Here is a 12,245-nt window from a genome sequence, read left to right on the forward strand (position 1 = left end):
CATGACCGATATCCTCCGCGACGTGATCGCCCGCAACCGCGCCGGGGAAACCGCCGCCATCCCCTCGGTCTGCACCGCCCATCCCCAGGTCATCACCGCCTCGCTGATGCTGGCCGAACGCCTCGACCGCGCCGTGGTGATCGAGGCCACCTCGAACCAGGTGAACCAGGACGGCGGCTACACAGGCGTGAAGCCAGCCGATTTCATCAAGTTCGTCAATATACTGGCCGATGAAGCGAAGGTATCGCGCGAACGCGTCCTCTTCGGCGGCGATCACCTCGGTCCCCAGGCCTGGCGCAAGGGCGAAGCCGAAATCGCCATGGCCAAGGCCCGCGTCATGGTGGCCGATTATGTGAAGGCCGGTTTCACCAAGATCCACCTCGACTGTTCCGAAGGCTGCAAGGGCGAAGTCGCGCAACTGCCCGATGAAGTCACCGCCGCTCGTGCCGCCGACCTCGCCGCCGCCTGCGAACGCGCCGCACCCACCCCGCCGCTCTATGTCGTCGGCACCGAAGTGCCGCCGCCCGGTGGCGCCCGCGCCGGCGAAGATGGCCACATCACCCCCACCCGTCCCGAAGCCGCCAAGGCCACGCTTGATGCCCACGAAGCCGCCTTTGGCGAGGCCGGGCTGGCGGACGTGCTGCCCCGCGTCGTGGGCCTTGTCGTGCAGCCCGGTGTGGAATTCTCGCCCATGTCGGTGCACCGCCTGCCCATGGCGCGTGACCCCGGCCTCAAGCAGGCGGTCGCGTCCTGGCCCGGCCTTTGCCTCGAAGCCCATTCCACCGATTACCAGCACCCCGAGGTGTTTCCGCGCCTTGCCGAACTGGGCTTCGCCTTCCAGAAGGTCGGTCCTGCGCTCACCTTCGCCTGGCGGCAGGCCGTCTATGCGCTCGACAACCTCGCGCACATGGCGGGCTGGCTCGATGGCGAAACCCTGCCCGACACGATGGAACGGCTGATGCTGGCCGATCCCGGCTCCTGGACCGGCCATTACCGGGGCGACGATGCCGACCTCCGTGTCGAACGCCATTTCGGCCTTGCCGACCGCATCCGCTACTACTGGCCGCTGCCCCAGGCGCAGGACGCCGTCGCCCGCACCTTCGCCGCCTTCGAAGGTCGCCGCATCCCCGACCCGTTGCTGCTTCAGGGCTTCGCGCCCGAACTTCTGGCCCTGGCCGAGGCACTACCCGGCCCGCGCCCCCTTGCCCTCGCGCAGGCCGCCGTGCAACAGGCGCTCGCACCCTATTTCTTCCCCTCGCAACCTGTCCCCTCAACGCGGAGCTGAAGGATGCCGAAGGCCGATCTTCTCTGGCTCTGCCCCGATCACCTGTTCGACGGGGAACGGCTGCTTGCGGCCCACGCGCTCGGCTTGCGCGACGGCGTGGTCGAGGTTGTGGTGCCGCAGGCCGATCTTGCGCCCCGCGATGCCGTGCAGCGCGTGGCAGGCACGCTCTCGACCGGCTTCATCGACCTTCAGGTCAATGGCGGCGGCGGCATCCTTCTGAACAACACCCCCACGCCCGAGGCGCTGGTGGCCATCGCCGCCGCGCACCGCCCGCTTGGCACCGTGGCGCTCCTGCCCACGGTCATCACCGACCGGGCCGAGGTTCTGGCCCGCGCGGTAGAGGCAAGCCTTGCCGCAAGGGGCGCCCGTGGCGTGATCGGCCTGCACATCGAAGGCCCGCACCTGTCTCTGCCCAGGCGCGGCACCCATGACCCGGCCTTTGTGCGCCCGTTCGAACCGACCACGCTGGCCCATGTCCAGCGTCTGCGCGCCGCCGCAATCCCGGTGATGATCACCGTCGCCCCGGAATCCGTGTCACCCGACCAGATCGCCGCGCTGGCCGCGACCGGCGCCGTGGTCTCGCTTGGCCATACCGACACCGATGCCGAAACCATCCGTACCGCGCTGAAGGCGGGGGCAACCTGCTTCACCCATCTGTTCAATGCCATGTCGCCCATGCTGAACCGCGCTCCCGGCGTGACCGGCGCGGCGATCAACTCCACCGCCTATGCCGGCATCATCTGCGACGGCATCCATGTGGCGGACGAGATGGTGGGTCTGGCAATCCGTGCCCGCCCGGTTCCTGACCGGATGTTCCTCGTCTCCGATGCCATGGCCACGGTGGGCGGGCCGGACAGCTTTACGCTCTATGGCCGCACGATCCGCGTGCAGGATGGCCGGCTGGTGAACGCCGAAGGCTCGCTGGCCGGTGCCCATGTCACCATGGCCCAGTCCCTGCAACGCCTGATCTCGGTCGTTGGCGTGGCGCCCGAGACGGCGCTGCGCATGGCGGTGACGGTCCCGGCACGTCTGATGGGCCAGCCGGCGCTGGCCCGGGTGGAAGGCCGCCCGCTCGACGACCTGGTGCGCCTCGGAGCGGACTGGTCGTTCCAGGGCCTCGGCAGCACACTCGCGCTCGACGAACCCGCCCGCGCCTGAACGCGGACGGGTTGGGGCCAGCCTCGGACAATTCTTAAGTCCAAGTTAATCCGGTTCCGCAAGCCATTGAAAACAAAGGACCGGACAAAGCGTCCGAGCTCGGACGCCCTTTTCCGGCTTCGCCGGGGGCTGGACCCCTCCGCCGCCCCCATGCCATGAAGGTCGCGGCCCACCAACCGGACGCACCCCATGACCACCCCCGACCGCCGCAACGCCCGCTCCCATCTCTTCTACCAGACCGACCACCCCCGCCCGGTGCTGGACCGGGCCGAGGGCATCTACATGTGGGACACTGACGGCAACCGGTTCATCGACGGCTCCTCGGGGGCGATGGTCTGCAACATCGGCCACTCCAACCCCCACGTCCTCGACGCCATGCGCCGCCAGATGGACAAGTCCACCTTCGGCTACCGCCTCCACTTCGTGACCGAAGCCTCCGAGGCGCTGGCCGCCAAGACCGCCAGCCTCGCCTGGCCCGGCATGGACCGCGTCTTCTTCGTCTCGGGCGGGTCCGAAGCGGTGGAGAGCGCCGTCAAGCTCGCCCGCCAATACGCCCTCGCCATCGGCCAGGCCAGCCGCTGGAAGGTTATCTCCCGCTTCCCCTCCTACCACGGCTGCACCCTTGGGGCCCTCGCCATCACCGGCTACGACAGCCTGGCCGACCCCTTCCTGCCCATGATGCAGGTCATGCCCAAGGTTCCCGCCCCCCGCGCCTGGCTTGACGGCTTCAACCCCGACGACCCCGCCACGGGCCGCTACTACGCCGACCTCCTGGACCAGAAGATCCGCGCCGAGGGGCCGGATACGGTGCTGGCCTTCATCCTGGAACCCGTCGGCGGCGCCTCCACCGGCGCGCTGGTCCCGCCCGCCGGCTACATGGAAGCCGTGCGCGAGGTCTGCGACCGCCACGGCGTCCTTCTGATCCACGACGAGGTGATGTCCGGCGGCGGGCGCACCGGCAAGTTCTTCGGCGCCCAGAACTGGACCGCCGCGCCCGACATCCTGGCCGTGTCCAAGGGCTTCGGCGCCGGCTACGTCCCCCTTGGCGCCATGGTGGCCCGAGGCGACCTGGTGGATGCCGTTTTGGCCAAGGGCGGCTTTGCCCACGGCTTCACCTATGCAGGCAACCCGTTGGCCTGCGCCACGGGCCTCGCCGTGATCGAGGAGATCGAGCGGCAGGACATGATGGCCAACGCCTCCTCGACCGGCGCGCTCCTGAAGGCGGAACTGACCAGGCTCATGGACCGCTTTCCCTTCATCGGCGACGTTCGGGGAATGGGCATGCTGCTGGCCTTCGAACTGGTCGCCGACCGCGACACAAAGGAACCGTTGCCCCCCGCGCTCAAGGCCTTCGACAAGCTGACCGAGCAAGCCTATTCCCGCGGGCTGATCATCTATCCGCGCCGGTCGCGGGGTGGCTATGCCGGTGACCACCTGTTGGTCGCTCCGCCGATGATCACCACCCCCGCCCAGGTGGGAGAGATCATGGACCGTCTGGAGCCCGCTCTGGCGGCCTTTGCCAAGGAATGCGACCTGCCGACCGCCTGAAACCTCCCCGGCGACGCAAAACCTTTGCCATGGCCGGGCATCCTCTGCTTCCATGCGGCAAGTGGGGGAGGACGATCATGCGGTTGGGACTGGCGATCGGGGTGATGATGGCGGCGGGGACGGCCTGGGCCGAGGACCCCGTCACGCTGAAGGTGATGAGCTTCAACATCTGGTACGGCGGCGACCAGGTGAACTTTGCCAAGGTGATCGAGGCGATCCGCGCCGCCGATGCCGACATCGTGGGCCTGCAGGAGCCCGACGGCAAGACGCTGGAGCTCGCGGCGGCCGCGGGCTACCCCTATGCCGACACGCGGCGCCACATCCTGTCGCGCTATCCCCTGTTCGACAGCGGCCTGGGCGAGACCCAATCAACCGAGGCGCCACCCTATTCTATTGCCGGAGTGGATCCGGACGCGGTCCATGCCTGGGCGCTGGTGGCGCCGGGCAAGGTGGTGGCGGTGGCCAACACGCACCTGACCTCTGATCCCTACGGGCCGGAACTAGTGCGGGACGGCTCCACCCTGGAGGAGGTGCTGCAGAATGAGGCCGACACGCGACTGCCAGAGGCGCAGGCGCTGATCGACGGGCTGGGGCCGGTGATCGCCTCGGGCGCACCGGTCATCCTGACCGGCGATTTCAACGCGCCCTCCTGGCGCGACTGGACGGGTCGCGCGCCGTTTGCGGTGGAGTGGCCGGTGTCGAAGGTGATGGAGACGGCGGGCTTCACCGACAGCTACCGCGCCGCCCATCCAGATGCGGCGGCAAATCCCGGCATGACCTGGACGGCGGGGCGGCCTTTCCCGGTCATCCCAGAGGGCGAAACACTGGACCGCATCGACTTTGTCTGGACGGCCAATGCAACCGTCAATGACAGCACCGTGGTGGGCGAGCCGGGCTTTGCCGATGCCGGGGTCACGGTCGCCCCTTGGCCTTCGGACCATCGCGCGGTGCTGTCCACGCTGGAGGTGGTACCGGTCGAGGCGCCGGCCATGGTCGCGGTAGAGTCCAGGCTGGTGCGCGAGGGCGGGGATTTCCTGATCCGCGTGAGCAGCCCCGGCGGTGCCGTCTATTCGGTCGCCGTCGTGCCAGCGGGCGGCGACGGAGCCGAAGGGGCGGTGACGGGCATCGCCGAGGTGGACCCGGCCGATCGCCCGACTGTCCGGCTTTCGACGATAGGTCTCGCCCCCGGCGCCTGGGACGCGGTGATGCTGGGAAACGAGGCGCGCGAACTGGCGCGGACCCGCTTCCATGTCGTGCCTGCGGATGGAAAGGCCGTTCTTGCGCTGGCGCAGGACATGGTGGTGCCGGGCGGCGACATCGCGTTGCGGTTCGAAGGGGCGCCGGGGTTCAAGCTGGATTGGGTGGGCATCTACAGGAAGGGCGCGCCCTCGGTCTATGACTACCTGGGCTTTGCCTACACCGGGGCGCGCATTTCCGGCGATCTGGTCTTTCCGGCCTCGGAGCTTTACGAGGAACTGGAGCCGGGGGAGTATGAGGCCCGGCTCATGTTCGACGACCACTATCGCGTGGTGGCCATAGCGCCTTTCACCGTGGTGGAGAAATAGGGCCCTCCGGCCGGGAGGGCCGGGGGGAGGCCATGTCGAAGATCATCATTTCCTGTGCCATCACGGGGTCGATCCACACGCCCTCGATGTCGCCGCATCTGCCGGTGACGGCGGCCGAGATCGCGAAATCGGCGATCGACGCTGCGAAGGCAGGGGCGGGTATCCTGCACCTTCACGCGAGGAACCCTGAGAATGGCCGACCCTCGGCCGACCCCGCGCATTGGGCGGGCTTCCTGCCAGAGATCATGGACAGCACGGAGGCCGTGGTGAACATGACCACGGGGGGATCGGCGATCATGACGCTGGACCAGCGGCTGGCGGCGCCGATGCGGTTCCAGCCCGAGATGTGCAGCCTGAACATGGGCAGCATGAATTTTGCGCTCTACCCGATGATCGGGCGTATCAGGGCTTGGAAGCACGACTGGGAAAAACCGTTCCTTGAAGGCAGCGAGGATCTGGTTTTCAAGAACACGCCCAAGGACATCGCGCATGTCCTGAAGGTGATGGGCGAAGAGCGTGGCGCGCGCTTCGAGTTCGAGTGCTATGACATCGGCCACCTGACGATGCTGAAACATTTCGTGGACCGTGGCGCGGTGAAGCCGCCGTTCTACATCCAGTTCGTCTTTGGCGTCCTGGGTGGCATGGCACCCGAGCCAGATACTCTGGTGCTCTTGAAGCGCACGGCTGACCGGCTGTTCGGTGCCGACTACCTGTTCTCGGTGCTGGCCGCAGGCCGCGCGCAGGTGCCCATGGCGACGATGGCGGCCACCATGGGTGGGCATGTCCGGGTGGGGTTGGAGGACAATCTCTACATCGCCAAGGGAAAACTGGCCGAAAGCAATGCCGAGCAGGTGCGCCTGATCCGCGGCATCGTCGAGGGGCTGGGACGCGAGGTCGCCTCGCCTCACGATGTTCGGTCCATGCTGGGGCTGAAGGGTCGATGATCACCACGCGCGAGGCGGTGGCGACCGACGTGCCGGTGCTGCACGCCATGCTGCTGGCCCTGGCCCGGCATGACGGAGGTTCCAAGGTCGGATCGCCGGAGACGCTGCTGCGTTATGGGTTCGGGCGGCGGCCGCTGTTCCGCGCGATCCTGGCCGAGCGGGAGGGCGAGGCGCTTGGCATGGTGATCTTCTACCCGGACTACTCCACGCATCGGGGCGAACCGGGGCTTTATGTCCAGGACATCTGGGTGGAGGAGGCGGCGCGGGGCCTCGGCCTGGGCAAGCGGCTGCTGGCGGCGGCGCAAGGGGTGGGGCGTGCGGATTGGGGCTCGGCCTATGTCACGCTTGGCGTCGATCCTGCCAATGCACAGGCGCGCGCGGTCTATGCCAGACTGGGGTTCCGGGCGCGAGGCTATGAATTTCTGATCCTCGATGGCGCGGGGCTGGCGGAAGTGGAGGCGACATGATCACGGTGTTCGACGAGGGGCAGCGGGCGCATGACCCGAAGTTCTTCCTGTCCTCGGGCGCGCAGTATCCTTGCCCGGAACAGCCCGCGCGGGTGGATGCGCTGTTGTCCGGCATCCGCCGCCTGGGGGGGCCGGTGGTGGCGCCCCCGGACGTGGGAATCGAGCCGATCAGGGCGGTGCACCCCGACCGATATCTGACCTTCCTGAAGACCATCCATGCCCGATGGAGCCGGATCGAGGGCGCCAGTGCCGAGGTGATCCCCAACATCCACCCCGCGACCCGCACGGACGGGTATCCAAAGTCGGCGGTCGGGCAGGCGGGTTATCACATGACGGACACGTCCTGTCCGATATCGGCCGAAACCTGGGATGCCGCCTATCGCTCGGCGCAGTCGGCTATCCATGCCGCCGACCTTGTGCTGGAAGGAGAGCGATCAGTCTATGCGCTTTGCCGACCGCCGGGGCACCATGCCTTTGCCGAAATGGCGGGCGGGTTCTGCTATCTGAACAACTCGGCCATCGCGGCTGAGCGCCTGACCGCGGCGGGGCGCAAGGTGGCGGTGCTGGACGTGGATCTGCATCATGGCAATGGCACGCAGGGCATCTTCTACGACCGCGGCGACGTGCTGACCGTGTCGATCCATGCCCATCCCGAACGCTACTATCCGTTCTTCTGGGGCTATCCCGGCGAGACCGGGGTGGGCGAGGGCGAGGGGGCGAACCTGAACCTTTGCCTCGAGCGTGGGACCGGCGATGAAGGCTTTCTCGCCGCGCTTGGGCAGGGGCTGGAGCGGGTGGGCACCTGGGGCGCGAATACGCTGGTTCTGGCGCTTGGGCTAGACCCGTTCGAGGGCGATCCCTTCGCTGGTCTCAAGGTCACCACGCCGGGCTTTGCCCGCATCGGCCGGGCCGTCGCTTCCACCGGCTTGCCCACGGTGATCGTGCAGGAAGGTGGGTATCTCTGCCCCGAACTGGGCGACAACCTGGCCGCCGTCCTGTCAGGCTGGTAAGCGAACGCCCCGGCGTTTCGATCCGGGGCGTTACCTTTCAGTTTCGTTGACGTCAGAGCGTCGTCGTCGTGAAGACTGGCGGCGGCAGCATGGCGGGCAGCGGCGGCAGTTCCGGCGTCGCGGCCGGAGCCTCCACCGCGGCGGGCGCAGCGGGTTTGGGCGTCGCGGCCTTTGGCTTGGGCGGCAGGGTGAGCTTGGTGGGCATTTCGCCGGTCGATGTCAGCACGATCACCCGCTCTCCGCCCTGAACGCGGCCATAGAGGTCGATGACATCCTGGTTGAACATGCGGATGCAGCCCGACGAGGCGTTAGAGCCGATCGACTTCCACTCCGGCGTGCCGTGGATGCGGTAGCCATAGTCCACGCCGTTGGTGTTGAGGTAGATCGCCCGCGCGCCAAGCGGGTTGGTCGGCCCTCCAGGCTGGCCCTTTTCCCACTTTGCCAGTTCCGGCTTGCGCGCGATCATTTCCTTTGGGGGGGTCCAAGTCGGCCAGAGCTTCTTTTCGGCGACATTTGCCTCGCCCGACCAGCCGAAGCCTTCCTTGCCCACGGCGATGCCGTAGCGCACGGCGGATTTCGGACCGGTGACGTAGTAAAGGACCTTCTGGCTCGGGTCGATGACGATGGTTCCCGGCGTGAAGTCGCTGGTATAGGCGACGGTCTGGCGCAGGTATTGCGGCGGCACCTGATCCACGGGGATGGCCGGCACGCTAAATCCGTTGTCGGCCCGAGCGGCATATTCGGTGGCATCCGCCGTCGCCGGTGCGGCGCTCGCTGCCGGGGCGGCAGAGGTCGCCATCATCATGCCTTCGGGCACGCAGGCGCCAAGCGCCATCATCGCCGTGGCCGCCGCCACCATTCCAAACCGCGCAAGAACCATGCCGTCTCTCCTGCTGCCGCTTGCCCGTGCGACAGAATCCTTCTTGCGCAAAGGGTAATTGAGCGCTTGCCGCGCGTCAAAGGCTCACAAAGCGGTGCGCAGTCGCCAGAGTTCGGGAAAGAGCTCCACTTCCAGCATTCGACGCAGATAAGACACGCCTGAGGTGCCGCCCGTGCCACGCTTGATGCCGATCACCCGTTCCACCGTTGTCACATGGTTGAAGCGCCAGCGGCGGAAGTAATCTTCGAAATCCACAAGTTTCTCTGCCAAATCATAGGCTTGCCAGTGAGATGCGGGGTCGCGGTAGACGATTTCCCACACGTCCTGCACCTGCTGATTCCATTCCCAGGGCTGGCGCAGATCTCGCTCAATCACGTTTTCGGGAACAGGCAGGCCCATGCGCGAAAGATGGCGCAGGGCCTCGTCGTAAAGGCTAGGCCTGGCCAGTTCCGCTTCGAGCTTTTCGGTCAGGTCGGGGCGGTGGGCATGGGGGCGCAGCATGGCAAGGTTGCGGTTGCCAACGGCATATTCGATCAGCCGGTACTGCCAGGATTGAAACCCCGAGGATTGGCCAAGCGTGGCACGAAAGGTCGTGTAGTCCGACGGCGTCATGGTGCGCAGCACGTCCCAGGCCGAGTTCAGCTGCTCGAAAATGCGGGCGACGCGCGCCAGCATCTTGAACGCTTCTTGCGCTCGGTCAGCCGCGATCATGCGGCGGGCGGCATCCAATTCGTGCAAGGCCAGCTTCATCCACAGTTCCGATGTCTGGTGCTGGATGATGAACAGCATCTCGTCGTGCGCGGGGCTCAGCGGCGATTGCGCTGTCAGGATGCGGTCAATCTGGAGGTAATCGCCATAGGACATGCGACCGTCAAAAGACATTTGGGCGCCGTCACGGGATGGGTCGTAAGTGGTCATTTCTCTGTCTCCTGGATAGCGGGTGTCAGGGGCAGAGGCGCTTCCTTCGGGAAAGGACCGAGAAGCCGCCGATCGCGCGCCAGAGGCAGGCCCAGGCAAAAGGCCGGCACAGGGGCGGAAGGGTCGGGGCGGGGATCATGGCTCGACCTCCAGCACCATCCCCATCGTGATCGGGTTGTCACCTTCCGTCAGCGCGCGCTCCATGCCTTCGGGCAGTGCAAGCATGCGGTCAGGCCGCCAGCCGTGCCGGGCAAAGAAGCGTCTGGCATGGCGGCTGGCAAAGACGGTCAGGCGGGGCAGGTCAAGCGCACGGGCCGCGGCCAGGATTTCCGCGTAAAGCCGGTCGGCCGTGCCAGTGCCCATGACCTCGGGCAGCACGAAAGCCATGTTCAAGTAGCCGTCGCGCTCCAGCATCATGAAGCCTGTGATCCGGCCCCAATCTTCGGCGACAAAGGTGATGTGGCCGGCCAGCCAGTCGCCCCATCCCTCGGGCATGACCGGGTCGCCGAGCCAGACTGCGATCTCCGCGGCGCTGTAAAGCGGTGCCGCCCCGTCCCGCACCGCCCGCACGAAGACGTCGCGTGTGGCTTGCGCATCCATCAGGCGAAAGGGGCGGATGACCTCGGCCATGTCAGGTGACGCGGGCGCGGGTCTTGTATTGGGGCCGGTCCCAGGCGCCGGTGGCCATGATCTCGGCCAGGATCGTCACCGCGCGGTCTACCTCGTCCGCGCCGATATACAGCGGCGTGAAGCCGAACCGCAGGATGTCCGGCGCGCGGAAATCGCCGATCACGCCGCGGGCGATGAGGGCCTGCATGATGGCATAGCCCTCAGGGTGCCGGAACGACACCTGGCTGCCGCGTTCCGCATTGGCGCGGGGGGTAGCGAGCGTCAGCATCGGGCAGGCGCCTTCGACACCCGCAATGAAGCGGTCGGTAAGCCACAGCGATCGGGCGCGCAGGTCATCAAGGTCCACCGCGTCCCACACATCCAGCGCCGCATCCAGCGCGGCCAGTTGAAGGATCGGCGGGGTGCCCACGCGCATCCGCTCGATCCCGCGGCCAGGGCGGTAGGACAGGTCGAAGGCGAAGGGAGCCTCGTGACCCAGCCAGCCCGAAAGCGCAGGGCGCGCGGCCTCAGCATGGCGCGGAGCGACATAGATGAAGGCCGGGCCGCCAGGACCGGAGTTCAGATACTTGTAGCTGCACCCGACTGCAAAATCGGCACCGCCGGCTGCCACACCGACCGGAAAGGCCCCAGCCGAATGGGCAAGGTCCCAGACCGCCAGCACGCCCACCTCATGTGCCCGGCGTGTCAGCGCGGCCATGTCGTGCCGGCGGCCGGTGCGATAGTCCACTTCGGTGACCATCATTACCGCCACGGAGTCATCCAGCGCGCCCATCACCTCTTCCGGCGCCACGGTCTTCAGCACCGTGCCGTTCGCCAGGGTGCGGGCCAAACCCTCGGCCATGTACAGATCGGACGGGAAGTTGCCGGTATCCGACAGGATCACCTTGCGTCCGGGGTTCATTTCCAATGCAGAGGCGAGCGCCTGATAGACCTTGATCGACAGCGTGTCGCCCATCACCACATGGCCTTCCTCGGCGCCGATCAGCCGGGCGATGCGGTTGCCCACGCGGGCCGGCATCTCCATCCAGCCGGCCTTGTTCCAGCCGGTGATCAGCATTTCGCCCCATTCGGCCTCGATCGCCTGAACAACCCGCGCCTTGGCAGCCACTGGCAGAGGGCCAAGCGAGTTGCCATCCAGGTAGATCACGCCCTCGGGCAAGTGGAACTGGGCGCGCGTCGCGGCGAAATCGGTGGTCATGCAGGGCTCCCTTTTCCTGACCGAGGAATACGCCGTGGAGAAGAAATTTCAAGCTTGAAATGTTTCTAGGGCCTTGCCACGGCCTTGTCCTGACGGAACTCTGGCGGCGGGAGGACCTGTCATGAAGAAGTGGATCGACCTGCCACCGGTCTGGCTGGCGCTGTTTCTGTGCCTTGCCTGGCTGATCGGGTGGTTGTTGCCTTTGCGCCTGTTCGGCGAGGTTGGCGCCGTGGCGGGCGCCGGGCTGATTGGAGCCGGGCTCTTGCTGATGGCCTGGGCGGTGGTCGAGATGCGCCGGGCACGAACCACGGTGATTCCGCACCGAGAGCCGGTCGCGCTGGTGACGACCGGGCCGTTTTCGCTGTCGCGGAATCCGATCTATCTGGCCGATGCGATGATCCTCTCAGGGGCCATCCTCTGGTGGGATGCCGCGGTCGCCTTGCTGTTGGTGCCAGTGTTCATGCGGTTGATTTCGCATCGCTTCATCCAGGCCGAGGAAGACCGGCTTGCCCGCGGCTTCGGCCCCGCCTGGGATGCCTGGTCGCTGCGCGTGCGGCGCTGGCTGTAGCTGCGGGGGTTTCGGTTTACCGCAGTGCAGAAATCGGTCATTGAAATATTCTTGCGCAATGATATTGCGCTTTG

At 66.8% G+C, this 12,245-nt stretch carries 12 protein-coding genes; 8 read left to right on the top strand and 4 right to left on the bottom strand.

Going from position 1 to position 12,245, the window contains the following annotated elements:
• The first annotated feature begins 1 nt into the window (after window position 1).
• From JO391_RS04265 to JO391_RS04295, 7 genes are all read left to right on the top strand, one after another.
• Window positions 2–1,285, top strand: coding sequence for a class II D-tagatose-bisphosphate aldolase non-catalytic subunit (locus JO391_RS04265; RefSeq protein ID WP_220662952.1), 1,284 nt, complete (start codon window positions 2–4; stop codon window positions 1,283–1,285).
• A gap of 3 nt (window positions 1,286–1,288) precedes the next feature.
• On the top strand, window positions 1,289–2,443 hold the full coding sequence (nagA, locus tag JO391_RS04270; RefSeq protein WP_220662953.1) for an N-acetylglucosamine-6-phosphate deacetylase: 1,155 nt from the start codon (window positions 1,289–1,291) through the stop codon (window positions 2,441–2,443).
• 189 nt (window positions 2,444–2,632) lie between these two features.
• Window positions 2,633–3,991: an aminotransferase family protein gene (locus tag JO391_RS04275; protein WP_220662954.1), complete on the top strand. Its 1,359-nt coding sequence runs from the start codon at window positions 2,633–2,635 to the stop codon at window positions 3,989–3,991.
• 77 nt (window positions 3,992–4,068) lie between these two features.
• Window positions 4,069–5,556 (top strand): endonuclease/exonuclease/phosphatase family protein, encoded by a 1,488-nt coding sequence (locus JO391_RS04280; RefSeq protein WP_220662955.1) that lies wholly within the window; start codon window positions 4,069–4,071, stop codon window positions 5,554–5,556.
• Between the two features lie 32 nt (window positions 5,557–5,588).
• Window positions 5,589–6,500, top strand: coding sequence for a 3,5-dioxohexanoate:acetyl-CoA acetone transferase (gene kce / locus JO391_RS04285; RefSeq protein WP_220662956.1), 912 nt, complete (start codon window positions 5,589–5,591; stop codon window positions 6,498–6,500).
• Window positions 6,497–6,967 (top strand): GNAT family N-acetyltransferase, encoded by a 471-nt coding sequence (locus JO391_RS04290; protein WP_220662957.1) that lies wholly within the window; start codon window positions 6,497–6,499, stop codon window positions 6,965–6,967. Before kce ends, JO391_RS04290 begins: the two co-directional genes overlap by 4 nt.
• On the top strand, window positions 6,964–7,977 hold the full coding sequence (locus JO391_RS04295; protein WP_220662958.1) for a histone deacetylase family protein: 1,014 nt from the start codon (window positions 6,964–6,966) through the stop codon (window positions 7,975–7,977). The genes JO391_RS04290 and JO391_RS04295 overlap by 4 nt, the downstream gene beginning before the upstream one ends.
• Before the next feature lie 52 nt (window positions 7,978–8,029).
• On the opposite strand, the gene JO391_RS04300 is transcribed toward JO391_RS04295, so the two are convergent.
• From JO391_RS04300 to kynU, 4 genes are all read right to left on the bottom strand, one after another.
• The gene (locus JO391_RS04300; RefSeq protein ID WP_259444823.1) at window positions 8,030–8,857 is read right to left on the bottom strand and encodes a L,D-transpeptidase; all 828 of its coding nucleotides are present in this window, start codon (window positions 8,855–8,857) and stop codon (window positions 8,030–8,032) included.
• Window positions 8,858–8,941: 84 nt separating this feature from the next.
• A complete protein-coding gene (gene kynA, locus JO391_RS04305) occupies window positions 8,942–9,775 on the bottom strand; it encodes a tryptophan 2,3-dioxygenase (protein ID WP_220662959.1) in 834 nt (277 codons plus the stop codon).
• 135 nt (window positions 9,776–9,910) lie between these two features.
• Entirely contained in the window at window positions 9,911–10,405 is a 495-nt protein-coding gene (locus JO391_RS04310) for a GNAT family N-acetyltransferase (RefSeq protein ID WP_220662960.1), read from the bottom strand.
• Window position 10,406: 1 nt separating this feature from the next.
• Window positions 10,407–11,603 (bottom strand): kynureninase, encoded by a 1,197-nt coding sequence (kynU, locus tag JO391_RS04315; protein ID WP_220662961.1) that lies wholly within the window; start codon window positions 11,601–11,603, stop codon window positions 10,407–10,409.
• Window positions 11,604–11,724: 121 nt separating this feature from the next.
• On the opposite strand from kynU, the gene JO391_RS04320 reads away from it, so the two are divergent.
• Window positions 11,725–12,171, top strand: a complete 447-nt coding sequence (locus tag JO391_RS04320; protein ID WP_220662962.1) for a methyltransferase family protein — start codon at window positions 11,725–11,727, stop codon at window positions 12,169–12,171.
• Window positions 12,172–12,245: the final 74 nt, after the last annotated feature.

The sequence above is a fragment of the Neotabrizicola shimadae genome, assembly GCF_019623905.1.
Classification (GTDB): Bacteria; Pseudomonadota; Alphaproteobacteria; order Rhodobacterales; family Rhodobacteraceae; genus Neotabrizicola; species Neotabrizicola shimadae.

What these genes read in the sequence shown, in the direction of transcription:
- JO391_RS04265 (WP_220662952.1), top strand. Translation starts at nt 2, where the DNA reads ATGACCGATATCCTCCGCGACGTGATCGCCCGCAACCGCGCCGGGGAA.
- nagA (WP_220662953.1), top strand. Translation starts at nt 1,289, where the DNA reads ATGCCGAAGGCCGATCTTCTCTGGCTCTGCCCCGATCACCTGTTCGAC.
- JO391_RS04275 (WP_220662954.1), top strand. Translation starts at nt 2,633, where the DNA reads ATGACCACCCCCGACCGCCGCAACGCCCGCTCCCATCTCTTCTACCAG.
- JO391_RS04280 (WP_220662955.1), top strand. Translation starts at nt 4,069, where the DNA reads ATGCGGTTGGGACTGGCGATCGGGGTGATGATGGCGGCGGGGACGGCC.
- kce (WP_220662956.1), top strand. Translation starts at nt 5,589, where the DNA reads ATGTCGAAGATCATCATTTCCTGTGCCATCACGGGGTCGATCCACACG.
- JO391_RS04290 (WP_220662957.1), top strand. Translation starts at nt 6,497, where the DNA reads ATGATCACCACGCGCGAGGCGGTGGCGACCGACGTGCCGGTGCTGCAC.
- JO391_RS04295 (WP_220662958.1), top strand. Translation starts at nt 6,964, where the DNA reads ATGATCACGGTGTTCGACGAGGGGCAGCGGGCGCATGACCCGAAGTTC.
- JO391_RS04300 (WP_259444823.1), bottom strand. Translation starts at nt 8,857, where the DNA reads ATGGTTCTTGCGCGGTTTGGAATGGTGGCGGCGGCCACGGCGATGATG.
- kynA (WP_220662959.1), bottom strand. Translation starts at nt 9,775, where the DNA reads ATGACCACTTACGACCCATCCCGTGACGGCGCCCAAATGTCTTTTGAC.
- JO391_RS04310 (WP_220662960.1), bottom strand. Translation starts at nt 10,405, where the DNA reads ATGGCCGAGGTCATCCGCCCCTTTCGCCTGATGGATGCGCAAGCCACA.
- kynU (WP_220662961.1), bottom strand. Translation starts at nt 11,603, where the DNA reads ATGACCACCGATTTCGCCGCGACGCGCGCCCAGTTCCACTTGCCCGAG.
- JO391_RS04320 (WP_220662962.1), top strand. Translation starts at nt 11,725, where the DNA reads ATGAAGAAGTGGATCGACCTGCCACCGGTCTGGCTGGCGCTGTTTCTG.